Source organism: Acetobacter sicerae (assembly GCF_011516765.1).
In the GTDB taxonomy this organism is placed as follows: domain Bacteria; phylum Pseudomonadota; class Alphaproteobacteria; order Acetobacterales; family Acetobacteraceae; genus Acetobacter; species Acetobacter sicerae.
The window spans coordinates 446,702-470,919 of record NZ_JAAABN010000001.1; the positions used below are offsets into that span (position 1 = coordinate 446,702).

Below are 24,218 nucleotides of genomic sequence, written 5' to 3' on the forward strand. Positions count from 1 at the left end.
CAAAACATTCGAATCGTCAGGCGATCCTTACTGGCTTCCTGCGGAAAGCAGAAGAGACCTTCCCATTATTCGTGTTTCATTCTTCAAGTCTGGCAAGCAGAGCACGCCAGGAAGGCGGAAATCGGGCAGGCCGTCCATCTTCCGCACGAATGCAGGCAAGACGCACGTCCGTATGGACGCAGAGCTGACCATCCTTGAGGAAATCCTGCACCAGATGGCAGGTTGCCGCCGCCTGCGCCCTCAGTCTGGTCCGAACGGTAAAAACATCGTCAAGACGTAGTGGACGGCGGTAATCCAGAGTCGCATTCCGAACGACAAACAGCAGCCCGTAATCGTTCAGCAGATCCATCGCCGACATGCCTTCCGAACGGATGGCCTCCGTACGTGCTCTCTCCGCAAAAGCCAGATAGCGCGCATGATAGACCACACCTCCCGCATCGGTATCTTCGTAATAGATTCGAAAGTCGATGTTATGAATGGTCATGCTTCGCCTTCTTCGGTCATGTCATCTTCGGCAAGAAGATCAAATTGCGAGATCTGGGCCGATGCTGGCGGCGTCAATCCAAGATGCCGCCACCCCCGCTCTCCCAGCACGCGCCCCCGACTTGTGCGGAGCACAAGACCTTCCTGAATCAGGTAAGGCTCGATCACATCTTCCAGCGTGTCGCGGGCTTCCGCCAAAGCGGCAGCCAGTGTCTCCACGCCCACCGGACCGCCATTATGGTATTCGGCGATCCGCCGCAAATACCGCCGGTCCATTCCATCCAGTCCCAGCCCATCCACTTCAAGACGGGTCAGCGCCGCATCAGCCAGCTCTGCTCCGACCGGCTCATCGCTGGTATGGCCGACTGACGCGAAATCCCTGACCCGCCGCAGAAGACGTCCGGCGATACGCGGTGTCCCACGCGACCGACGCGCAATCTCCATCGCCCCTGCTTCCGTCAGCGCAAAACCAAGTTTGCGTGCGCCTCGCGACACGATGAGTTGCAGTTCGTCCGGTGTGTAGAACACCAGCCGCAACGGAATACCGAAACGGTCCCGCAGCGGTGTAGCCAACAGTCCGGCACGGGTCGTCGCCGCTACAAGCGTGAACGGCGCGAGATCAATCCTGACCGATCGGGCTGCTGGTCCCTCTCCGATAATCAGATCAAGCTGAAAATCTTCCATCGCCGGGTAGAGGATTTCCTCAATGGCGGGTTGCAGGCGGTGGATCTCGTCAATGAACAGCACATCACGGGGCTGAAGATTGGTCAGGATCGCAGCCAGGTCCCCTGCCCGCTGGATCACCGGCCCGGACGTCGCCCGGAATCCGACGCCGAGTTCACGCGAGACAATCTGCGCGAGTGTTGTCTTTCCCAGTCCCGGCGGACCATGCAGCAGGACATGGTCCAGCGCTTCACCACGGTTACGCGCCGCCTCGATAAAGATGGCCAGATTTTCCCTGCTGGATTTCTGTCCTGTGAAATCGGCGAGGGTCTGCGGGCGAAGACCTCCTTCGCCAAGATCCTCTTCGGTGCGCTCAGGATCGACTGTGCGGTCGTTCATTTCGCCAGTTCTTTCAGAGCATCACGGATAACGCCATCAAGTGTCGCCTCCGCCTCCTTTTCCGCAATCAGACGCGACACGATAGGCCAGGCTTCAGCGCGTCGGAAACCCAGCCCGGCGAGCGCCAGCAAGGCGTCTGCTTCAATAGTCCCGCCGGCATTTCCCTGAGCGATGATGGCGGCTGTTGCTGTTCCACCCCCACCACCCGGCATTTTTCCGGCCTTGTCTCGCAACTCGGTCAGCAGACGATCCGCAAGACGTCCGCCCACGCCCGGCGCACGGGTCAGGCTGGCCTTGTCGGCGCTGGCGATGGCGGAAATCAGTTCGGACGGAGAGAGCGTGGAGAGCAAACCAAGTGCGACCTTGGCCCCGACCCCCTGAATGGCCGTCAGTGTGCGAAACCACTCACGTTCAGCGGTGGTTGCGAAACCATAGAGAAGAATGGCGTCTTCCCGGACGATGGTCTCCACCAGCACCTTTGCGAGTTCAGGCGGGTTCGGAAGCGCCGAAATCGTTCGTGTCGAGGCAAAGACAAGATACCCCACCCCATTCACATCAATCACACAGCGATCAGCTTCGACATGTGACAGCAGGCCGGTCAGCGAGGCGATCATCGGCGGGCACCCGCGCTACGGACCGCTGCACTGCGGCTTCCGGCTTCCACACGCAATGAACTGGCGCGATGATGGGCATGACAGATGGCGACAGCCAGCGCGTCCGACGCGTCATTGCGGGAGATGGAGGCTGTGGGCAACAGACGACGCACCATCATTTCAACCTGCTCCTTGGTAGCTGCTCCCGTTCCGACCACGGCGCGTTTCACGGACATCGCACCGTATTCAGCGACAGTCAGACCTTCCAACGCGGGAGCCAGCAGCGCAACCCCACGGGCATATCCAAGCTTGAGGGTCGAGGAGCCATTCCGGTTGACGTAGGTTTCCTCCACGGCCGCCTCATTGGGTTTATGCGTCTGGATTAAAGCCGTCAGAGCATCATAAAGGGCGCACAGCCGGGCTGGCACAGGCTCACTGCTGTCGGTTGCGATCACCCCGTCCGCGACGTGAATGAGACGATTGCCGTCAACGTCGATCACTCCCCAACCAGTGAAGCGCAGTCCGGGATCAATGCCTATAAGGCGGGCTCGTGAAGTCATGTTTGTTCTCTTAGCGTTCTTGTTCTGCGCACGCCAGAGCATCACCCCGGAGGGTAGGAAAAGGTCTCATCCGTTATGCTGAGCGGTTTGTTACCCTCAGTCTCATTCATTCTTCTGGGAAAGATAGCTTTAATAATTTCCGTGATAAGCCGAAGCGATTGTCCGGGACCGGCGAAGGAAGAAGCGGCTATGGCACGAGTAAGATGCCTCATGATGCAAAGAGATGAGACTCTCCTTCTTGAAGCCTGGTTCCGATATTACGGATATCTTTTCGGTTTTGAGAATCTCTGCGTTTTTGACAACAACTCCACTGATCCGACTGTTATTGAAATCCTGAAGACCTATGAACGCGCCGGTGCGGATATTCACTGGGGACATAACCGTCCTGAGGATTATCTCGGCCGCAACGAACATTTCAAAAACGTCATCCGGCACTGGGATTCAGGAGGACATTATGATTTTGTCCTGCCTCTCGACTGTGATGAATTTCTTGCCGTTTTCACGGAAGACGGTCTGAGCTGTTCCAGAAAATCCATTCACGCGGCCTTTGATGCCCTCCTTGGCGACAGGCGTGCTTTCGAAATCCAGTCGATGCTGTTCAATGTGCCTTCAAGGCCGGGATATTTTCGACCTGAACCGCATCTCAGGACCTTCCTCGCAGCCGATACCCTGGACAACATGGATTTTGGATTTCAGGGCTGCTCGTCCAGACTTTCTCGGGATCGACGCATTACGGATTTTACTTTTATCCATATGCACAACAAGCCTTTTTCCAGTCTGCTACAGCACACGCGTTACAAGCTGGAAAAAGTCGTTCCCCTCGACAATCCCAAGATTCTGGCAGGTTATCACGGCCCGGAAGCCCGCCTGATCCGCTATCTGGGCATGAAAGAAGGGGACTATCTGCAGCAATTCGGAAATGGCGTATTTCTGCGTTTTCAGGGACTGGCCGATCTCATGCCAGCCTTGGGAATCACTGACCGTTATCTGACCGAAGAACCATCCGAAAAATCCGAATCAACATCTGGAATTGATTTTATCGATGTCAGTAAAGGCCGTGTAACAAACACGATATCCTTTAACCCCGCAGGCTATCTTCGTCTCAACCCCGATGTAATGGCCGCCGGCATCCCGCCATTACGACATTATATTACGCACGGTAGAGAAGAAGGACGCATCTTCGCTGAGAAAGTCTCGGGAGACGAGCCTCTGACGACGATCCCTTCGAACAGTGCGAGCCGCCTGACTGTACCTCAGAAGAAGTCGACGCGATCAAAGAAAACCATTCCCAAAGGTCTGGCAAGACAACCACGCAAAAAGCCTGCCACCCCTTGAAATCAGCGCCTCTTAAATCCTGAGGCAGGGGCCTTCAGGGCATCGCGCCGAGACTTCCTACACCGTATAAACCGCGCACAGGGTGCCTGCTTCCACCGCCTTCAGTGGGATGACATGCACTGAGCGCTGACAGGATGACAAAGGCAGTCGCCAGCTTTGCCAACCTGTTTCGTGTAGATGTGCTGAGGGAACCTGTCGTTCTTCCGGAAAGAAAAACCGCCTTTCTCCTCATACCGGATTACTGTCCGACAGAAGTGGAAGCTGGAGCAGGTGCCTGAGCTGGGGCAACCACTGAACCGGCTGCGCCAGCCTGCTGCTGAACTGACACATTTGGCGCCACCACGCGGTTAAGCACAGTGAAGGACACCGCCTCCATGGTGGTGACGTCGACCTTGTCATCTTTTTTGAGCTGAGCAAGCATCGGTTGGAAGATCTTCTGCTTCACCACAACTTCACGCTGCGTTCCCGCTGAGTCGATTACCGTCAGCGTGTGTGTCGCCACGTCAGTCGAGACAACACTGACACGGCGACGTCTGAAGGACACCAGCGTCCCGTGCGGATGACGATTCGCGTAACCGCGGGCAGCAGAGGTGGTGGATTCCGGCGCAGGGCTATCGGGAGCAGCAAGCGTCGCATCCAGCGTCTTGATCGCACGAATGTTCAGCCGATCTCCGACGTCGAGATGCGGCAGAACATGACGTTTCACCGGCACATCAAGCGTGAACAGGTCGCCGTCTTCAGCACGCAGCAGGATTTCCCCCGTAGTGCTATCGACGGTTTCAACCGTAGCAATCGTATTGTTTGTGGCAGTAATCACGCTCTGGGCTGCGGCAGGCTCTGCCACAAGAGCTGTTACTGCACATCCAGACATCATGGCGGCAAGGACTACGGCACGGCAGGACCTGCCCGGACGAAAGAATGTCGAGGGATTCATGGAGTCAAGACGCCTTTAAAATTCAGATGACGTAACATTACAGGCAAGGACTGCCCTATACCATTCCTGATTGCATAACTGTCATAGTTTGAGAACCAAAAGTGATCTGTCGGGTCAGAAAGCGATTTCCTGTCTGCCCCGCCGTTGCGAGCCATCACGAACAGGACAGATGCCCACGTGGGCATGCGATCGCCTGTTGCACAGTTCGCCCACAACAGGCTTATGATTGCCGCTAAAGTTGTGGAGCGTCCCTTTTTGGTTACAGCGGGACGCTGCGCGGCATTCTATCTCGACCAAGGATCATTCTCGTGCCGACAAGCTCTCCTTACCCCCCCGAAGTGATCCCGACGATCCGCGTTGTTGCAATGCCGACCGACACCAACCCGGCTGGAGATGTTTTTGGGGGCTGGCTTGTCTCCCAGATGGACCTGGCGGCTGGAACCGCGGCAGCCTTCCGCGCCAAGGGCCGATGTGTCACGGTGGCGATCGACAGCTTCATTTTCCATGAACCCGTCGCGGTTGGCGACGAGGTCAGCATCTACACCAAGATCACTCAGACAGGCTCAAGCTCAATTATCGTCCACGTTGAAACCTGGCGGAGAGCGCGCAACACCAATGAGCGTCGTCGGGTGACACAGGGCAAATTCACATTCGTTGCGCTGGATGAAAATCGCAAGCCTCGCCGCTTGCCGCCAGAGGCCGGATTTGACACGATTACAGACTGACAAGGCAGAAAGTGAACCCACTCAAATCTTGGCGCCGGACCACACGCTCCAAAGCGCATCTCGAAAATCGCCAATAGAGGTCCGGCAAAGGATTTTTATTCTTTAATGGTTGCATTTGAAGCCCTGAGGAAGGGACATCAAGGCAAAATCCAACGCATTCAAGTGCGAAAGATCTCACCAGCAGCAGAACTTTCGAACCAGACCCTTATAAATTTCATCGTTATGATTTTTTCACCTGTCTTATCTAAAAATTACGTCAGCATTCTACGCGCAGATTTGTATTTTTAGAAAGGTTACCGTGTGAATATTAAAATTTACATTGCATCACACAAAGAATTCAATCCACCATTTGACAGGAACTACGTTCCCATTCAAGGGGGCAAAGCTCTTACGAAAACACAAACCTCTTTTCAGGGCGACGATACCGGCGACAATATTTCCAATCTAAACAAGAATTTTTGCGAACTGACTGTATTGTACTGGATCTGGAAAAATGATCTATCATCCGATTTTATCGGTCTCGTTCATTACAGGCGGTATTTTACCAAACTTCATTATGGAATTGATAAATATATAACAGACAAGAATGAAGCCGACCTTATTCTCACTGACGGTCCGGAAATTGCAGCTTCGAATGACTTCGGTGAACTTGAACACGAGGTTGATCTAATTCTGCCCACACGACAACATGTTGGAAATATTCTTCAGAATTACGGAGCATGCCATCATATTGAAGATATGTATATAGTGCGCCAAATCATTAAGAAAATCCATCCTGACTATCTAGATGCTTATGATTATGTCATGCAAAATTTAACATATATGTACAGCTACAATATGATTATCGCAAAAAGAGAAATTCTTTCTGAATACTGTGAATGGCTTTTCAATATCCTTTTTTCCATGAAAGATATGACATTCTACAAAAACTATGATGACTATCAGCAGCGTATTTTTGGCTTTATCTCAGAAAGAATGTGCAATGTATGGCTACTCAAGAACCGGCACAGAATCTGTATTGGCGAACGCAATGTCCCCTCTATCTAACTCCATTAAAAGCGCTAAATATTACCAACATTTTCTCTTAACTCGGACAAGAAATACACTCGTTGAATAGTGCAGACAGGTTGTAAACCCTGTTGGCACTATTCAACATTTCGGCTGTCCGCGGATAACTCAATAAAGTCTTGGCATCCAGACCAAACATTATTTTCTCAGTATTACTGCAATCTGGAACAAGCCATCTCTAAGTTGCCCCAGTTTCCCTGTCCAAAGTCATGCCCAGCCTGAGTGTCGCCGCAACATTACGCGCTGCACGAATCAGATTGGGGCGCGCCTCAGCAAGGGCTTCCGCAAGCGTGCAGGGTCTTGAAACCGATGCGAACACAGCCTCGATCCCAGCGTCATGCACTTTCTCAACTTCCGGCCCCAATGATCCGCCAAAGGCGACAACCGGTTTTCCCAGACGCCTTGCCAAGGCAGCAACCCCCGCCGGGGTTTTGCCTCTGATAGTCTGACCATCAATGCGCCCCTCTCCTGTGATGACCAGATCCACAGACCGCAGAATTTCTTCCAGCCCAAGCATCTCGCTTACGATTTCAAAACCCGGTCGCAGACGGGAATTCAGAAAAGCAAGTGTGCCTGCTCCCGCACCTCCGGCAGCGCCTGCACCGGGAATATCTGCCACCTTCTTTCCCAGATCCTCTTCCAATCGGCGCGCATAGACAGCCAGAGCCGCATCCAGAGCTTCGACAAGCTCAGCTGACGCCCCCTTCTGCGGCCCAAACACGGCTGACGCACCTTCTGCACCGAGAAGAGGATTATCAACGTCACACGCGACCTCCACCGTGCATTCGGCCAATCGCGGTTCCATATTCGACAGATCAATGCGCGCAAGCCGACTCAGGGCCAGCCCACCAGCCTCAAGCTCCCGCCCCTGCTCGTCCAGAAAACGCGCACCAAGCGCCTGCGCCAGACCGGCGGCTCCATCATTTGTCGCGCTCCCACCAAGACCGATGATGAAATGACGGCACCCCTCATCCAGAGCATGACGAATCAGATCACCCACACCGCGGGTCGTGGTGCGGCCGGGATCACGCTGGTCGGAAGAAAGCATCTCAAGTCCGGCAGCAGCGGCCATTTCGATCACGGCGGTGCGCCCATCTCCCGTGACGCCATAAAAGGAGTTTACCGGAGCGCCTAGCGGGCCGGTCACTGACACTTCCACCAGTTTGCCGTTTGTGGCGGAGACAAGAGCAGAAACAGTGCCCTCGCCACCATCAGCCGCAGGACGGGCGATGAATTCCGCATCCGGAAATATTTCCTGAAAACCGACCTGAATAGCCTCTGCCACCGATATGGCGCTGAGACTTTCCTTGAAGGAGTCGCAGATGATAGCGATTTTCACTCTTTGTCTCCTTTAAATCCGATCAGTTCAGACAAATCGGTAGCCGCGATTCATATCCCGCAAGAAAGAACATTCTCATATTTTGCAAAAGTCGATCAGAAGAATGACCTGATGTCCCTTTTGCGGAGCCGGAGGAAAACCCCATGGGACCACATCTTCCGGCATCAAGCACCTAAAAAAGGGCGTCCTTTCGGAACGCCCTTCCATACTTCGGCAGAAAACAATCTTCAGCCCGGAAGCATGGAGCCTGTCTCCACAAAACGCTCATGCCAGGACAGGGCTTCTTTGAGCAGATGCGGCGTATGCTTGCCAAAGGAACTTTTCTTCGCACGCGCCAGATAATCTTCCAGCAGCGGTCTGTATGTCGGGTGTGAGCAGTTGCGAATCACGACTTCCGCACGCTGCACCGGTCCCAGACCACGCATATCCGCGAGCCCCTGTTCGGTCACGATGATCTGACTGTCCTGCATGATGTGATCCACATGCGCGGCCATCGGAACGATTGCCGAGATGTGACCATCTTTTGCCGTCGATGGCGTCAGGAAGATCGACAGATAGGAATTGCGGGCGAAGTCTCCCGACCCACCGATTCCGTTCATCATTTTCGAACCCATGACACGGGTCGAATTGACGTTGCCGTAGATGTCGGCCTCCAGCATGCCGTTCATGGCGATGCAGCCCAGACGACGGATGACTTCGGCGTTGTTGCTGACATCCTGCTGGCGAAGGATGATCTTCTCGCGGAAGAAGGAAATACGTCTGTTGATTTCCTCAACGGCGTCGGGACTCAGAGAGAAGGACGTCGCAGACGCGATCTTCATCCGGCCATTGTCCAGCATACGCAGCATACCGTCCTGAATGACCTCGGAGTAGCCCATCAGATTCTCGAACGGTCCTTCATTGAGACCATCCAGAACCGCATTGGCCACATTGCCAACACCCGACTGCAACGGCAGCAGATTCGCAGGCAGACGACCGACCTTCACTTCATGCTCGAAGAACTCAAGCAGATGTCCGGCAATGGCTTTTGCCGAATCATCCGGCTTGGCGAACGGTGCGTTCCGGTCCGGCTCGCTGCTGCGCACGATCCCGGCAATCTTGGCCGGATCAACCCGCAGGAACGTCTCGCCAATCCGCTCGTCCGCACTGGTGAGAGGAATGATGTCACGGGGCGCCATACCGCTGATATTGCCCCGGAACACGTCGTGCATGCCCTCAAGACCCTCGGGCTGCCAGTCATTGACCTCGATGATGACCTTCTCGGCCAGATCAAGGAAGGTCTGGGAGTTGCCGACAGAGGATGTCGGAACAATCCCGCCATCTTCGCGAATCGCCGTCGCCTCGATAATGGCGAAGTCGAACTTGCCGTAATTGCCCTGCATGGCGCGGGGAGCGACCAGTCCGAGATGCGTATCGAAATATTCGGTTTCACCCGAATTGATGTTGTTGCGCATGGCGGCGTCTGTGTTGAACGGCGACCGATAGGATACGCCGTGCACTTTCGCGAGAGCACCATCCAGCTGAGGGCCCGTGGACGCACCCGTGACCAGACGAACCTTGAGCTCCTCGCCTTTATCAGTGGCTGCGGTGACCCGGTCAGCCAGCGCCATCGGGACGGCTTTGGGATAGGCCGCGCCGGTAAAACCACTGGTGCCCAGGGTGGCGCCATTGCCAATCAGAGCGGCCGCGGCTTCCGCCGGCATTTCCTTGGCGCGCAACGCCTGGCTACGGATACGATCAGTCATAAAGCGTTCCAGTTCCAGCTTCGATTCAATGGATCGGCCCCGCAGCCATACCCCCTCGGGGACTCATCTGTGCCGGGCCACCTGATCCGGGAGCAGGAACGGTCTTCCGACTGTTTCTTGTTTTCTGTGCAGAAAACCATCTCAAGCCCTCCCCGGGATCATTCGGTTCCCCATCTACGCTCAATTCGTACGAAAACGCGTCTCACATGAGTGTGCGCAGCCCCTGTTCGGCACTGTTATCTGATCGAATTTTCGTGAGGTCGATACGACACAAAAGTCAGAACCGCGTTATAAAAGACATAAATAATGAAATGGCCCCCTTCGCTCACGAGAAAAATTGGCCAAATATGACAGAGTGATGTCGCAAGCGAGCACGCCATGTATGACGAGAGAGACTTACAGCACCGTATCGCCGGCCGACGCATTCGCGTCGTAGGGGACGTGCATGGTGATCTGGAAGCATTTCGCCATGCCGCCGCAACGGATCGCTTCATCATCCAGCTGGGCGATCTGGTCGATTACGGCCCCGACAGCGCCGGCACCCTCCGGTTGATGGCGGACATCATTCACGACGGGAGAGGCCTGTTTCTTCTTGGCAACCACGACCGCAAGCTGGGACGCGCCCTCATGGGCCGCAAGCTGCGGCGCGATCCGCCACTGGAAGCCACGCTTGAACAGGTGAATGATCCCCGGAACGCCGATATCCGGGAACTCCTGCTCCCACTTCTCCAAGAGGCGCCCACCTGGCTGCGGCTTGGTCGCAGAATCTTCGTCCATGCGGCCTTCCACACCGGGATGCTGGAAGAACCCGCGCCGTCCGGTCTGGACAATGTCACTTCGCTTCTGTCGCGTGCGCTTTTCGGCGAGGTGACGGGGAAAACCCAGCCCGACGGCTATCCGGAGCGACGGCTGAACTGGGTGGATCATATCCCGATGGGACACACTGTTTATTGCGGGCATGATCGCCGTTCCACGGATGGACGCCCGTGGGTCAAGCACGGACGCTCTGGGGGGACGGCCGTTTTTGTCGATACAGGAGCAGGCAAAGGCGGTCATCTGGCGTGGATCGATCTGCCGGATGAAGTCCGGGACATCCCCGACTATCTCCCTCCGTCGCCGTTTTTCTGAGTCGTGATTTTATTACAAACCTGCAACCGAGCCGTTGCCCTGATCCGTCTGCTCGCGGCATGATGAGGCAGCGGATTTTCAATCGTCCCGACCGACCGCGTCTTCCGGCGTCAAAACAGGTCCGGGACACATGATATAACAGGACCAAATGGCGTGACTTCTGCCTCCTCTGACACGACTCCTTCCACCGACAGTCTGAGCCGGCAAAACGCCGAACTGGCGGCGCTCCGTCAGAGCATCGACAATATCGACATGGCGCTCGTGGCGATTCTGGCCGAGCGATTCCGCTGCACGCAGGCGGTCGGCGAACTGAAAGCCCGCTACCGGATGCCGCCAGCCGATCCGGCCCGTGAAAAACGCCAGATCACGCGGCTGCGGCAACTGGCCAAGGACGCCAAGCTGGATCCCGACTTTGCCGAGAAATTCCTGAATTTCATCATCAGCGAAGTCATCCGGCATCATGAGGCCATTGCGAAGCAGAAGGACGCAGGCGCGGGATCCGTCAGCAATGATTAAGCCGGTCGCCCATCGACTCCTGCTGCTCAGGCATTGCGAAGCCGCTCCTCCCGAAGGCGGCGACATGAGCACGAAGGCCGATCTTGCGCGTCCGCTCACGGATACGGGTCACCGCATGGCTAGACGGCGGGGCGAAAGCATGCGCCGGGCCGGTCTTGTCCCGGACCTGGTGCTGTGCAGTCCGGCGATGCGGACACGCCAGACCTATGCCGGGCTTCTCCCGTTCGGAAATAATGCCCGGCCAGAAATCCGTATCGAGCCGACTCTGTATCTGGCTGCGCCCGATGAACTGCTCGCACGCCTTCGGGCCACTTCGGATTCGGTGCACACGATTCTGCTTGTCGGGCACAATCCGGGGCTCCCTGCCCTCGCCCGCTATCTGAATGGCGTGGAAGTTGCGCTCGAGTCTGATTTCGAACTCGGAACACTTGCGACCTTCAATGTCGAAGTGGAAGAGCGTGAAACCATTGCCCTCGCATGGAAATCTCTTGGGCCAAAAACAGCGTGGCTGGAATCGTTCTCGCAAAATTGAGCGGAAACAGGCTCAGAACCCCCTGCCTCGCAACAAGGTGACCCCTCCGCAGGGTTCCGATTTCTCTCGCGATCAGGGACATTCACCGGGTTGCCACCGCCTTGAGGCGCGTGGCCAGATCGTTTCAGAAGTAGCGCCATAGAGCGCGTCGGAGGAAGCTGTGACGGGTACAACTGCCAGCATCAAAATCGGAGACAAATCGGCTGAACTGCCGGTTCTCAAGGGCACTCTGGGACCGGATGTCGTCGATATTCGTCGTCTGACCCATGATACGGGCGTTTTCACGTTCGACCCTGGTTATGGCGAGACAGCCTCTTGCGAAAGCAAGGTTACCTTCATTGACGGTGACAAGGGCATCCTGCTGCATCGGGGATATCCCATCGAGCAGCTCGCCGAGCACGCATCGTATCCGGAAGTGGTCTATCTGCTTCTCAATGGAGAGCTGCCGAACAAGGAGCAGTATGCTTCCTTCGTGAACACGCTCACGAACCATACCCTGCTGCATGAGCAGATTCGCAACTTCTTCAACGGTTATCGTCGTGACGCCCACCCGATGGCGATCCTGTGCGGCACCGTCGGCGCGCTGTCCGCTTTCTATCCGGACGCCAATGACATCTCCAAGAAGGAAAGCCGTGATCTTTCGGCCATGCGTCTGATCGCCAAGATTCCGACCATTGCCGCCTGGGCTTACAAATACACGGTTGGCGAGCCGTTCGTTTATCCGCGCAACGACCTGAACTACGCCGAGAATTTCCTCTCGATGATGTTCGCCCGTCCTTCCGAGCCTTACAAGGTGAACCCGGTTCTGGCCCGCGCCATGAACCGTATCCTCATCCTGCATGCCGATCACGAGCAGAACGCCTCGACCTCCACGGTGCGTCTGGCCGGTTCGACCGGAGCCAATCCTTTCGCCTGTATCGCAGCTGGCATCGCGGCTCTGTGGGGACCTGCGCATGGCGGCGCCAATGAAGCCGTGCTGAAAATGCTGGCCAGCATCGGTTCCAAGGAAAACATCCCTGACTTCATCGCCAAGGTGAAAGACAAGAACAGCGGCGTGAAGCTCATGGGCTTCGGGCATCGCGTCTACAAGAATTTCGACCCGCGCGCGAAAATCATGCAGGCCACCTGCCATGAAGTGCTGTCCGAACTGGGCATCAAGGACGATGTGGAACTTGATCTCGCCGTTGAGCTGGAAAAGATCGCGCTCAGCGATGACTATTTCGTGCAGCGCAAGCTCTATCCGAATGTCGATTTCTATTCAGGCATCATCCTGAAGGCGATGGGCATCCCCACCAGCATGTTCACGGTGCTGTTCGCCGTCGCCCGCACCACAGGCTGGATCAGCCAGTGGAAAGAAATGATCGAGGAGCCCGGTCAGCGCATCAGCCGTCCGCGTCAGCTCTATACCGGTTATGCGGAACGGAATTTCGTCGAGCTAGGTAAGCGCGGCTGAGGTCTCTGACTGCCGCAAAAAGGGAGGCTACCATAATAGGTGGCCTCCCTTTTTTTATTCACCTGACAACCAGACTAGGATCCCTCCAATCTGGCCCGTCAGAAAAAACTGGTTGCAATCACATATCGCTCAGGAAAAACGCCGCTTACTTTACGACGCAGTCACACCCGTTTGTCGGTTCATTGCTTTTCTTGATGACGTGATGATCAATCCATTCAGAGACCAGACGCCTCGCCTCATTGATGGAGGATTCGGGATGATGGATACGGTAGAGGGTCGTACAGGCGTTGAACGCGGAGACATCATTTGTCCCGACCTGTTTCAGCTCATGATAAGCCGTGATCACAGCCCTTTCGCAGTTTCTCGCTATCCGACTGCTATCGACCACTTTATTTATCCTTAGAATTGATAATCATTTGCAACTACGTGATTATATCTTATGCCTCCCACCTCCGCAAGGAAATGACTTCCGATCCGGCATCACGTTTAACTCACGTTATGTGTCAGCTTCTTCAGAACTATGGCCGCTCGCCCATTTCATCATGCACATCAATAACTGAGCCGGATAAATTCTGACCAACAACCGCTGCTCTGAACGTGATGGACCTTCGGCTTCCAGCTGGCTGACCGCCTCGCCTTGATTCCTTCCGTTACTCTATTATGCAATGCGTAGGTCACACCGGAGAAGCAGTGGTGTCAGAATACAGTCTTGTTTCTGAAGAGGAAAAATCGTCAAGATTCCAGGCAGCGCAAGAGCTTATGGAAGATGGGGATTACGAAGAAGCATGTGACATATTCGAAAATCTTGCAAAAAGCTTTCCTGATGATCGTGGCGTCTGGTGGCAATATCTGTCTGCATTGCAGCATGCCCGTCTGACGGAGAAAGCGGATGAATGCATAGAGCGGTGTTACAAGGCATTCCCGGATGACCTCGGCTTTACACTATCCTGGACGCGCACCTTTGACGCTCGTGCCGACTGGGATGAATGTATCCGGCGACGAAACATAGTATTAAAACAGCATGATCCACGTGCGGATCTCTGCTATTTCCCCGTTATAACCGAGATTTTTCTGCCGCTCGTTGAAAAGAAAGACTTCGGCGCCATCAGGGCGCTGCTCGCCAGATACTGGGATATGCTGACACGGTTAGACCAGTGCGGCGCTGCGCTCTACTTCGCTCTTGAGACAATCGGCGATTTTGAACGTCAGCTTGAGTTCTGTGATATCTTTCTCCAACGCTGCGATCCGAACGACCCGGTCCTTGATGGCATCAATTACGCCAATCTTCGTGTCATCGTTGAGTCAGCTCTCTGGAACCGAAAAATAGTTTCCCGCCACAGCAGCAGGACGCAGATCCTGTCTTTCGGTCAGAACTGCCTTCCCTATTCGATGGCAAACCGATGGGGACTGCTCAAATATATCGGTGACCCGGATGCGATAACGATTTTTGATCTGGGTGCTTTTGGACGGAACTCAGCCGCAGAAGCCCTGCTCAGTGACTTTGAGAGTTTTCGTAATCCGGAAAATTATTACGAAAGCCAGGATCCTGCAGGCGCTCCGCGGATGATGCACAGGCCCAGTGGCGTTCATTTTGGTCACGAACGCGGTCGTACGCTCATTGGTGCTGACCACAAAAACTTCTTCTCTCTGATTAACAGGAAAATAGATGCGTTTCAAAGCATGTGGAGCAAAGGCAACTGCCTGCTTGTCTACGCCATAACAGGCGAGTGCGATCTTCCTGAATTTGTCCGCAGCATGGAAAAAGCCCTTGAAGAGAACGCCTCACGGCTCCTTGTCCTGAACTGCAACCGTCCCGTTGAGGAATGCCCTGAGTCCCGATATGTCACCTATTTCCACATCCCGTTTCCATTCGACTACAATTGGAACGAGATCAACAATTTCACGAAAGATGTGGGACTTGCCTTTGACACCCGGATAACAGCGGCCATCAAAAATGAAATTGATAAAATGGACCGGGAACAAGGCGCTCTGATCTGACACCATCTCCGGATTGATCAGTTCAGATGCTTTAAGACCAGAAAACACGCGCACTGCGCTCTCTTGTCGGCAGGCGCAGAAAAGCTATCGTGCCTGTATTTTCAACATATACCGCTACCTATAAAAAAGACTTCAGAGCAAGACTACTCTGAAGCCCTTCTTCGTTTCCAGAAGCTTTATGCAGAAACTGCTGTCACATAGGTTTCCAGCGGTTCTGTTACACCAGCAAGCTCCAGCACCCACAGATCGTCGCCTTCGCGCACAAAGCCAAGACGTTCATAAAGATCTGCCACGACACTGTTTTTGGCTGTTGCCTTGAAGCGCCCCACGATGCGCCGGACATTCTTTTCCTGAGCGATCCGGATCAGTTCATTCATGATGAACTGTTCGAAGGTACGAGAGAAGACGCGGCAGCTCATCGTCCACTCGACGATATCGAGGTCATCATTCTGCTTCTGGGCAATCAGAACCGAAACCAGACCATGATCGCCGAACTTGTCCTTCAGGGAGCATGCCAGAACGACATTGCCGTCATCGGCCATGAAGCCACGGACTGTCTGCTCGTCGAAGCGCTGCGTCAGAAGATTGAACTGATTGGTTTTCTGTCCCAGTTGCACAACGCGTTCAATCTGTCCTTCCGAAGGACGGACTGCCTGCCCGACCATCTCCAGACTACGGAGATAGGACGGAAGATCAGACGCATCATCCTGCTCGGCAAGCGCCGCCGCACGCATGGCATAAGCCTGCGTGCGGGCAAAATCGTCGCGGCTGTATTTCTGGAACTGGAACCAGTAGCCCTGCTCGACCTGCGCGATGAAGTCTGCCGGATCACCATCCAGATGCACGGTGCCGATCTGTGGAAGCTCCTGCTGGACAAGCGTGCATTCCGCCGGATTGTCATCGACGAACACAAGCGCATCAAGACCGATATTCAACTGCTTGGCGATCTTGCGCAGACCGCTGGCCTTATCGCCCCATGAAGCTTCGAAAGCAGCGAAATCACTGACCTTGAGAATGCTGCCCGGCTTGTCAAAACCGGTTCTTGCGATGTCAGGATTGTTCTTGCTGCACACGGCAAGAATGATTCCACGATCGGCAAGAAGCTTCACATAGCTCTGGAAGGCCGCGTAAGCCTCGGATACAGCGTCACCGCTGCCGATCTTGATACCGTCCACGCCATCATCACCGATCACACCGCCCCAGAGGGTGTTGTCGAGATCAAGCACAAGGGCCTTTTTAACTGTATTCAGAGCGCCGCGCAGGGCCGAGCGGAACAGCGGCACGTAAGCAGGCAGCGCGCTGTTTTCGATCGGCAGCTTGGCGCTGTACCAGCTTCTGGGAGCAAACGCGGCGGTATTCCCATATTCCAGCGCAAACCGACCGAAATCAATGATCTGGACGCCAAACGTCTCGGCAGCCCACAGTCTCCTGAGAAGCTGCTGAAGCTGGTTGGTATAGGAGGACGGCAGATACTGCTCGGCAATGCCGGTGAGACGGAACTGCGGCGGCGGCGGAAAGTGGTGGATGATCTTCGCGCCGCAATTCTGGCTGATGCGTCGCCACATCGACAGGATTTCATTCGCCTTCTTGTCGATGAGTGCGGAGACGTCTTCTTCGCTTGTGCTGGCCGGAATATCCGCCACCAGACTGCGCCAGTCCGAGACAATAACCGCAATATCCGGCTTGATGCTGTAAAACTCGGAAGCCGGGTTCAGCACATCCTGCATGAATGAGCCATACAGGGACTGCGTGATATGCGGACGGATCTTCTCCTGAACGCAACCGATGGCAATCGCCCGCGCCAGCATATCGGTGGTTGTCGTGCCCATGATATGGACTTTGAGATTGCGGAACTCCTCCGCTTCCCCAAACGGCCATGCCCCTGCGACAATACGCGTGCCGGTGGACAGAATGTCACCGAGACCGGGAATGGTTTTTGCAGAAAGAGGCAAATCAGACACAAACAACTCCTAATGCTGGACAGGACAGGAAACTGATCAGCCGACTTTTTCGGTGACCAGCTTCTCAAGCGCTGCAAAACTTTTGGTCTGACCGATCAGGTCCAGTCCAAGCTTGATGCCGAATTCTTCTTCAGCCAGCGTGAAGAGTGACAGTGTCGCCAGAGAGTCCCAGGCTTCCGTGTTGTCCATTGTTGCTTCGGGAATTTCCTCAGCACTTTTTCCCGGCAGAATGGTATTGAACACACGCACAAGACGCTTGCGAATACGCTCAGGAGTCATGGCCATTAAAACTCTCCGTAATTGTTTCTTTTACTGATCGTAACTGGATCAGCATGTGACTACCGTCATGCCAGTATCTTACACTTAAATGCACGGATTCAAAGGCACACCTTTCTGCTGTGAGCATGCATTCACGTACGAAAGACCAGATTTAACGAAGAAATATTTCCTGTTCGATAATCGGCCAGACAATAGCCCTGTCTTCCGACTGAATCAGGACTTTGACCGCGGTCGGCCCTAACCCCCGCAGGCAGGAACCCTGCCATTCCCCTGTCAGACTGGCATATGAAAAATTAATGGTATGTATCCCGTCCACCAGCACGCTTTCACGCATTGCTTCCGGTCCCGCCAGAGGCGCTGCATCCACAAAGGGTTGCCAGCGAACAACCAGACGGTGATTCAGATCACGGCCAATGGCCACGAGGACAGGCATATCTGAAAGCGTGCCGTCCCCTTTCATGAATGTCACGAATGAAAAGCGATCGGGCTGACACACAAGAGGCAGGCCATGCACGAAACTTCCCGGATCAGCGTGCGCGATCAGACGGCGCAGTGTCGCCTCAACGGACCGCATCTCTTCAATCTGCCGGATATCCGTTCTCTGATGGTCCCAGAAACGCAGTCCATATCGCACGCCGGCCCATAATGCCGCATACAGCATTGAAAAAATCACGAGAACAATCAGGGTTTCCAGCAGTGTGAACCCCCTGTCGCGCCTGTGCTCGATCATAAACCGGCTCCGGTCATGGCAGCCGTTCGAAGTGTGGAAAGAGTAAGGTGGTGCCTTCCCTCCCAACTGACAGTCACACTCACCCGAAACAGGGCTCCCGCTGGCGAATCAGGATGCAGACCCCGCTCAACCAGTGTGTCAGTTTCCTCCCAATGAAAACCGTTCGCGGCGTCTCCCTCCCGCGTACCGTCAGACAGAACCGGGCGGGCACGCATATCTGCCAGACACGATCTGGCAACTGACAAAGCCAGTTCCGTCTGCGTCGCCCGACGGGTTGCAAACAACCCTGTGCCGGATGCTTCATACAGCACGGCGAGCGCCATGGAGGCGATCGCAAGTGCAATCAGACATTCAAGCAACGTAAAACCATCACAGTCTTCAGCGTACTTCATGCGCCTCTATCCTTCCTGTGAGAGGATCGAGGGACACGACCATCTGACTGTTTTCACAACGCAGTCGCACAAGCCGTCTGTCCGCCAGCCCGTTGCCGTCAAGCTGGATAAGGAAATCAGGAGAGGCTTCGCCATCGCGTACCGTCGCTTCCGCAACACGAATACAAGCCGGAAGCCTGTCGTGAAGCATGGCCATGGCGGGACTGGAAACTTCAATCCGATGCTGCTCTCCACTCATACGAATATGCATGGGCCGGCCTGATGACAGGGCGATTTCCCTGCCCGCCCTCGCCAGCCGGACAAAACTACCTGCCGCAGCAGCAAGATCGGCATGCGGGCTGCGAAATGGTCCTCGCTGCACAAGCAGCAGTGTCGTCAAACCGAGAATAAAAAGAACAATCAGAATTTCCAGAAGTGTAAAGCCACGCTCGTGCTCACAGAATGATCGACCTGAAGCCTTCCTCATGCGGCAAGGTCATTCAGACTCAGCATCGCCATCAGCAATGCCGTGACAATAAAAGCAACGATTCCGCCCATCAGAATGGTGATGGCAGGCACCAGTAGCGTCACAAGACCAGAAAGCGTCGCCCTGGCCTGTCCTTCATGAATATCGGCTGATTTAAGCAATAATTCCGGCAGACGTGCTGTTTCTTCACCCAGTTGTACAAGGTCCACCATTCGGCGTGGAAACACTCCGGTCCGGCTCAGGGCGCGATGAAGGCCACCACCCTCTTTGGCGCTGATCAGAACAGTTTCCAGAGCTGTCCGCGCCTTTTCATTGCCCGCCACATCCACGGTGATGCGGAGCGCCCTGACCAGCGGCACGCCATTCCTCATCAATGTGCCAAGAGTTCTTGAAACACGATCGGCAATGATGGTGCGTTCCAGTTTTCCGAAAACAGGGAGTTTCAGTCGTATGGAATCAACACGACGACGCATATCCGGTGAGCGCAGCGCCACTCTCGCCATGCCATAAAACACGATGCACCCGGCCAGCAGCAACGGGCCGTACTGCGAACATCCATGCCCTGCCGCGATCACAATGCGCGTCACAAGCGGCATCTGTGCACCATTCTCGCTAAAAAGCGTTTCAAACTGAGGAAGAATCATGGTCAGAAGGAAAACGACGGCCCCGATTGATGCAATCGCAAGTAAAGCAGGATAGATCATCGCCGAACGGATTTCTGCAATCTGACGGCCACGGTTTTCCAGATAACGCGCCAGATCGACCAACACGGATGCCAGAGCCCCACTGGCCTCACCTGCACGCACCAGCCCGATATAGAGTTTGGAAAAGCTTTCCGGATAAAGCGCGAGGGCATTCGCAAGCGAACCGCCTTCCCTTATCCTGTCCCGGATATTCGTGATGATCTCACGTGCTTCCGCACGCGTTGTTACATCCACGATATAACGCAACGTTCTGTCCAGATCATGCGCAGCTTCCAGCATCAGGGCCAGTTCCTGCGTGAACTCCAGAATTTCCCCCTGACGCAATCCCTTTTTTCTCTGGATGGAAAATGTCAGCAAACGCAGGAGAAAACCCGGGGATGCTGGCTGGCTGGCCTGATCGGCATCTTCCACACGCACCGGGTAAAAGCCGTCCCGCTCAATCTTTCGAACGGCTTCTTCCCTGTTTTCGGCAGCAATGTTTCCGTGCAGCGTCGAACCGTCGGCTGAAAGAGCCACATAGCGGAACTCGGACACAGATCTTATCCTTCCATCCGCACGACCCTGAGCACCTCTTCCGCAGTCGTTTCTCCGGACAGAGCCTCATGCAGCCCTATGGACAGAAGTGAATTCATGCCTTCCTTTAAAGCAGTTTCCTCAATCTCCATATCACTGGCGCCGGACAGGATCATCCGTTGCACTGCAGGCGTGGGTTGCAGAAATTCCGCTATCGCCAGTCTTCCGTGATATCCCGTGCCATTGCAGTCACGGCAGCCTGCTGCTCTCCAGAATCCCTGCCCTTCCCGGGGCTGAAGGTTAAATCGTGAGCAAAGCGCCCTGCTGATTTCCGGCTCTTCCTGAACCCGGCATGACTTGCAGAGCCTGCGGACAAGACGCTGAGCCAGAACACCGCGCAGGACAGCCGAAAGCAGATAATCTTCCAGCCCCATGTCCCGCATACGGGTCACGGCGCTGGCTGCTGAATTGGTATGCAGGGTGGAAAGCACGAGATGCCCCGTCAGAGCAGCCTGAACGGCAATCCGGGCCGTCTCGAGATCACGGATTTCGCCCACCATGATCACATCGGGATCCTGCCGCAGGATCGAGCGGAGAAGAGAGGCAAAAGTCAGGTCGATCTGGGGACGGACCTGCAACTGTGTGATGCCGCCAAGCTGATATTCGACCGGATCTTCAATCGTGATGATCTTGCGCGTCTCGGCGTTAATGTCGCTCAGACCGGTATAAAGTGTTGTCGTCTTGCCGCTGCCCGTAGGCCCTGTGACGAGAACAATGCCATCGGGGAGATCAAGCGTTTCCTGAAATTTTCTGGTGATGTCAGGAGAAAGACCAAGCGATGAATAGGAAAAATTAACCGTGCTGCGATCCAGAACACGCATGACCACGCTTTCTCCGTACAGAGACGGGACCGTGGAGACACGGAGATCGATTTCATGTCCGCGGACAGCCAGCTTGATCCGGCCATCCTGAGGCAGTCGTCGTTCAGCAATATCCAGATGCGCCATGATCTTGATTCTGGAGACGACAGCAGGCGTGATACGCACAGGCTGAGTTTCAGCCTCATGCAGCACACCATCATAACGATACCGGATACGCAGAGTATTTTCGAAAGGTTCGACGTGAATATCGGAAGCGTGCGTTTCAACTGCCCGGGCGATCATCTGATTCACCAGACGAATGACCGGCGCTTCTGACGCCATATCTTTCAAACGGTCCGAGTCCTCCTCGACACCGTCTCTTTCTTCATCGACCACGGATTCTCGTTCCGTGTCTTCAGGCCAGAAGCGGTTGAAGGCAGCTTCCAGTTCAACCGGCACACCCACCAGAAGGGACACCTCCAGATCCGTCGCCATTTCAATCGAGCGACGGGTAAAGTGATCCAGTGGATCGGCCATGATCAGAAAAAGCGTCTGACCTTCGATCGCAAGTGGCAGGCATCTTGCATGTCGCAGGAAACGTGGTGACAGACGCTCCGCACAGGGCGGAAATTCAAGATCTTCGTAAATTTCACTGGGGGCGACGGACAGATCAAGAAACTCAGCATAGGCCTGAGCAAGCTGACGTTCGCTCAGCAGACCAAGCTGAAGCAGTATCCGCGCAACCCGTTGCCCGGTTTCCTCCGCAACATTTTGCGCTCGGGCTGCAGCATTAGGGTCAAGCCCTGCGTGAGCCGTCAGAAAATTCAGCAGATCATCTGCCGCGAGGGGTTTCAAAGGGAATATCGCCTGATTGTTGCCGGTTGCCATTCTGCCAATGATCACGCCGTCAGGCTACTGTCACGGGCTTTTCCTGCCGCGGCCCATTCGCGGTTTGTCAGAAATGTCTTTCCGGTGTTTCCACCGGAAAGATCATCGTTGTGACGACGCCACGATGTTCCTGCCCCGGACATCGTGGCGCTCGCCGTTTCCCCTGATCGTTCAGGAAAACAGAGAATTCAGAAGGTTCGCAGTAAAGACCTTCTTCGGGTCGTATTTATCGAGAATGGCGACCGCATCGTTCCATGAACCGTTTGTGTTGTTGAATGATTCAGGAATCTTCGTGTTGATGACATCCTGATTGGTCCAGGCGCCCTTGTTTGTGTAGGCCCAGCCTTTCGACCATTCAGCACGCACGCAGCCATAGGACTGGAAGTTGCTGAACATCCAGCTTTCGAGTTCCGTATAATAACGCGCCTCTGCCGGTGTACCCGGAATGGTCAGAATGTCGAACCAGACAGCAACATCCCACTCCGGGTGATCGACACGCGGACTCAGCGCCGAGAAAGTCGGCGTCACGGCATTCGCGACACTTACATCCGAGGCATGGTCCAGCCCGGTAATACGGATCTCAACAGCACTGTTCATCGGGAACAGCCCCATATTCTGGTATTTCTTCACCAGCGCCTGATACTGTACATAGAATTCGTGAACAGCACGCTGGATATTGCTGCGAGACATATGCACAGCATAACCGTTTGCCGTTACACGCAGGGTCGTAGGCCGGATGTAATGCTGGGTGTCATGTGCCCAGCCCCAGATATCCGCGCTGTTGGTAAGAGCCAGCCCCGCAGTCACAACACCATAAGCTGTTGCGCCAAGCAGTGGCGTAAGCGCGTAGGAGCCACGGTCAACGGCGCCGATAATGTTGGTGAGATCGAGCGGGAGCAGATCGCTGAAAGGATAGTTGAACGGCCCTGTCACCTGACGGGATGTTGGAGGCTTCGTCGGCGCAACAGTCCAGATTTTCAGCCATGGGTTGGATGTGAACGGGAACTGGATCGTCTCGACCCGTCCACACTGATCGAGAAGGGCAGCTATTGTACGACCGGACGAACCCGGAGCAGCGAAAAGCTCGTCTGCACTGACATTCACCAGGCTCTGGCAACGCATGCGGAAATTCTGGGTCATTTGCAGTGTGACTTCAACGATGAAGGCACGACCAATATGCGTCAGGAACGGCGCGATTTCAGGCTGATCACGGGTGAACGTCTTTACGACGTAGGCCTGCGAGGAGTCGTCCCAGACGATCGCTTTCAGAGCCAGAATGAGATTGCTCAGTGAGCCGTAGGTACCTCCAGCCGGCAGTCTCTCGCCTTTCGCCGGAATGGCTGTGCCATGTCCATTGATCGCCAGCGCGCCACCCAGTGACAGGTCGCCGGGCGCGGGACAATGCACCAGACCCAAGCCATACTGTTCAGCCTTGGTCAGGAAGTCATCCATCATGATTCCAGGCTGGGCGGTGATGCTCGCGGTCGCGCCGGAAGTGTTGACGGAAAACGCTGTCAGCGCCGTCATATCAGCCACCAGAACATTCCCCGTCACGGAATCATTCGGATTCACGTTGATAGGCGACCAGTTATGACGGCTGCCGCGTGGACGCACACGGTAGCCGTTTTTAGCTGCCCAGTTGATCACGCTGACAAGCTGATCCACGGATGTCGGCTTGAATTCCTTGATCAGAGGAATGTTAATTTCCTGCGACCAGTTAACGTAACTTCCGAATTGAACATGGACGTTTCGGGGGAAAGTAAAGGGCAGAAACATACCCGCATTTGCAGTCCTGAATCCGCCGACTGTTCCTCCGGCGACACACCCGGCGCTAACCCCGGCTTTCAGCACTGAACGTCTGGAAAGCTTCATAACTCTCAAACACCCTTTATCTATTAGTTTGTATTTTTAGATTTGTAGTATTTATATCATATTGTAAACTCTTTTTAACAAT

General features: G+C 54.8%; 25 protein-coding genes. 8 read left to right on the plus strand and 17 right to left on the minus strand.

The features are described from left to right. Positions 1-76: 76 nt before the first annotated feature. Genes ybgC through ruvC form a run of 4 tightly spaced genes read right to left on the minus strand, consistent with a single transcriptional unit; the run spans position 77 to position 2,698 of the window. Positions 77-484, minus strand: a complete 408-nt coding sequence (gene ybgC / locus GVI59_RS02000; protein WP_173572603.1) for a tol-pal system-associated acyl-CoA thioesterase — start codon at positions 482-484, stop codon at positions 77-79. Next, the gene (ruvB, locus tag GVI59_RS02005; RefSeq protein ID WP_173572604.1) at positions 481-1,545 is read right to left on the minus strand and encodes a Holliday junction branch migration DNA helicase RuvB; all 1,065 of its coding nucleotides are present in this window, start codon (positions 1,543-1,545) and stop codon (positions 481-483) included. Before ruvB ends, ybgC begins: the two co-directional genes overlap by 4 nt. After that, positions 1,542-2,159, minus strand: coding sequence for a Holliday junction branch migration protein RuvA (ruvA, locus tag GVI59_RS02010; RefSeq protein WP_173572605.1), 618 nt, complete (start codon positions 2,157-2,159; stop codon positions 1,542-1,544). Before ruvA ends, ruvB begins: the two co-directional genes overlap by 4 nt. Continuing rightward, positions 2,156-2,698, minus strand: a complete 543-nt coding sequence (gene ruvC, locus GVI59_RS02015; RefSeq protein WP_173572606.1) for a crossover junction endodeoxyribonuclease RuvC — start codon at positions 2,696-2,698, stop codon at positions 2,156-2,158. Before ruvC ends, ruvA begins: the two co-directional genes overlap by 4 nt. A 75-nt stretch (positions 2,699-2,773) precedes the next feature. Between ruvC and GVI59_RS02020 the strand changes: the two genes are divergently transcribed. Continuing rightward, positions 2,774-4,033 (plus strand): glycosyltransferase family 2 protein, encoded by a 1,260-nt coding sequence (locus GVI59_RS02020; protein WP_173572607.1) that lies wholly within the window; start codon positions 2,774-2,776, stop codon positions 4,031-4,033. A gap of 238 nt (positions 4,034-4,271) precedes the next feature. On the opposite strand, the gene GVI59_RS02025 is transcribed toward GVI59_RS02020, so the two are convergent. Then, positions 4,272-4,967 (minus strand): hypothetical protein, encoded by a 696-nt coding sequence (locus GVI59_RS02025; RefSeq protein WP_173572608.1) that lies wholly within the window; start codon positions 4,965-4,967, stop codon positions 4,272-4,274. 365 nt (positions 4,968-5,332) lie between these two features. Between GVI59_RS02025 and GVI59_RS02030 the strand changes: the two genes are divergently transcribed. Both GVI59_RS02030 and GVI59_RS02035 read left to right on the plus strand, forming a co-directional pair. Next, positions 5,333-5,692: an acyl-CoA thioesterase gene (locus tag GVI59_RS02030; RefSeq protein WP_173572748.1), complete on the plus strand. Its 360-nt coding sequence runs from the start codon at positions 5,333-5,335 to the stop codon at positions 5,690-5,692. A gap of 300 nt (positions 5,693-5,992) precedes the next feature. After that, the gene (locus tag GVI59_RS02035) at positions 5,993-6,739 is read left to right on the plus strand and encodes a DUF4422 domain-containing protein (RefSeq protein ID WP_173572609.1); all 747 of its coding nucleotides are present in this window, start codon (positions 5,993-5,995) and stop codon (positions 6,737-6,739) included. A gap of 199 nt (positions 6,740-6,938) precedes the next feature. Here the strand turns inward: GVI59_RS02035 and GVI59_RS02040 are convergent, their stop codons facing one another. Both GVI59_RS02040 and GVI59_RS02045 read right to left on the minus strand, forming a co-directional pair. Next, complete coding sequence (locus tag GVI59_RS02040; RefSeq protein ID WP_173572610.1) at positions 6,939-8,099, minus strand: glycerate kinase; 1,161 nt, start codon at positions 8,097-8,099, stop codon at positions 6,939-6,941. Between the two features lie 227 nt (positions 8,100-8,326). Next, a complete protein-coding gene (locus tag GVI59_RS02045) occupies positions 8,327-9,844 on the minus strand; it encodes an acetyl-CoA hydrolase/transferase family protein (RefSeq protein ID WP_173572611.1) in 1,518 nt (505 codons plus the stop codon). A gap of 378 nt (positions 9,845-10,222) precedes the next feature. On the opposite strand from GVI59_RS02045, the gene GVI59_RS02050 reads away from it, so the two are divergent. The 4 genes from GVI59_RS02050 to gltA all read left to right on the plus strand — a co-directional run bounded on the left by GVI59_RS02050 (position 10,223) and on the right by gltA (position 13,473). Continuing rightward, complete coding sequence (locus tag GVI59_RS02050; RefSeq protein ID WP_173572612.1) at positions 10,223-10,972, plus strand: metallophosphoesterase; 750 nt, start codon at positions 10,223-10,225, stop codon at positions 10,970-10,972. A gap of 195 nt (positions 10,973-11,167) precedes the next feature. Beyond that, positions 11,168-11,488: a chorismate mutase gene (locus tag GVI59_RS02055; protein ID WP_173572749.1), complete on the plus strand. Its 321-nt coding sequence runs from the start codon at positions 11,168-11,170 to the stop codon at positions 11,486-11,488. Beyond that, a complete protein-coding gene (locus GVI59_RS02060; RefSeq protein WP_232876239.1) occupies positions 11,481-12,020 on the plus strand; it encodes a SixA phosphatase family protein in 540 nt (179 codons plus the stop codon). The genes GVI59_RS02055 and GVI59_RS02060 overlap by 8 nt, the downstream gene beginning before the upstream one ends. A 160-nt stretch (positions 12,021-12,180) precedes the next feature. Continuing rightward, positions 12,181-13,473: a citrate synthase gene (gene gltA, locus GVI59_RS02065; protein ID WP_173572613.1), complete on the plus strand. Its 1,293-nt coding sequence runs from the start codon at positions 12,181-12,183 to the stop codon at positions 13,471-13,473. 145 nt (positions 13,474-13,618) lie between these two features. On the opposite strand, the gene GVI59_RS02070 is transcribed toward gltA, so the two are convergent. Beyond that, entirely contained in the window at positions 13,619-13,861 is a 243-nt protein-coding gene (locus GVI59_RS02070) for a hypothetical protein (RefSeq protein WP_173572614.1), read from the minus strand. A gap of 305 nt (positions 13,862-14,166) precedes the next feature. On the opposite strand from GVI59_RS02070, the gene GVI59_RS02075 reads away from it, so the two are divergent. Next, a complete protein-coding gene (locus tag GVI59_RS02075) occupies positions 14,167-15,471 on the plus strand; it encodes a hypothetical protein (RefSeq protein WP_173572615.1) in 1,305 nt (434 codons plus the stop codon). 176 nt (positions 15,472-15,647) lie between these two features. Here GVI59_RS02075 and GVI59_RS02080 read toward each other — a convergent pair whose 3' ends face one another. The 9 genes from GVI59_RS02080 to GVI59_RS02115 form a co-directional block, all read right to left on the minus strand. Beyond that, complete coding sequence (locus tag GVI59_RS02080; protein ID WP_232876241.1) at positions 15,648-17,432, minus strand: HAD-IIIC family phosphatase; 1,785 nt, start codon at positions 17,430-17,432, stop codon at positions 15,648-15,650. Positions 17,433-17,468: 36 nt separating this feature from the next. Next, positions 17,469-17,717: an acyl carrier protein gene (locus GVI59_RS02085; RefSeq protein WP_010668610.1), complete on the minus strand. Its 249-nt coding sequence runs from the start codon at positions 17,715-17,717 to the stop codon at positions 17,469-17,471. 145 nt (positions 17,718-17,862) lie between these two features. Next, positions 17,863-18,441, minus strand: a complete 579-nt coding sequence (locus GVI59_RS02090) for a prepilin-type N-terminal cleavage/methylation domain-containing protein (protein WP_173572617.1) — start codon at positions 18,439-18,441, stop codon at positions 17,863-17,865. Then, on the minus strand, positions 18,438-18,833 hold the full coding sequence (locus GVI59_RS02095) for a type IV pilus modification PilV family protein (RefSeq protein WP_173572618.1): 396 nt from the start codon (positions 18,831-18,833) through the stop codon (positions 18,438-18,440). Before GVI59_RS02095 ends, GVI59_RS02090 begins: the two co-directional genes overlap by 4 nt. Beyond that, positions 18,820-19,299: a prepilin-type N-terminal cleavage/methylation domain-containing protein gene (locus GVI59_RS02100; RefSeq protein WP_173572619.1), complete on the minus strand. Its 480-nt coding sequence runs from the start codon at positions 19,297-19,299 to the stop codon at positions 18,820-18,822. The genes GVI59_RS02095 and GVI59_RS02100 overlap by 14 nt, the downstream gene beginning before the upstream one ends. Continuing rightward, positions 19,296-20,537 carry a type II secretion system F family protein gene (locus tag GVI59_RS02105; protein ID WP_173572620.1) on the minus strand — a complete coding sequence of 414 codons (1,242 nt, stop codon included), beginning with the start codon at positions 20,535-20,537 and terminating at the stop codon, positions 19,296-19,298. Before GVI59_RS02105 ends, GVI59_RS02100 begins: the two co-directional genes overlap by 4 nt. A 5-nt stretch (positions 20,538-20,542) precedes the next feature. Further along, a complete protein-coding gene (locus GVI59_RS02110) occupies positions 20,543-22,231 on the minus strand; it encodes a GspE/PulE family protein (RefSeq protein ID WP_242012870.1) in 1,689 nt (562 codons plus the stop codon). Between the two features lie 44 nt (positions 22,232-22,275). Then, entirely contained in the window at positions 22,276-22,407 is a 132-nt protein-coding gene (locus GVI59_RS19250) for a hypothetical protein (RefSeq protein ID WP_269150899.1), read from the minus strand. A gap of 28 nt (positions 22,408-22,435) precedes the next feature. Continuing rightward, positions 22,436-24,136 carry a cholesterol oxidase substrate-binding domain-containing protein gene (locus tag GVI59_RS02115; RefSeq protein ID WP_173572622.1) on the minus strand — a complete coding sequence of 567 codons (1,701 nt, stop codon included), beginning with the start codon at positions 24,134-24,136 and terminating at the stop codon, positions 22,436-22,438. Between the last annotated feature and the right edge of the window lie 82 nt (positions 24,137-24,218).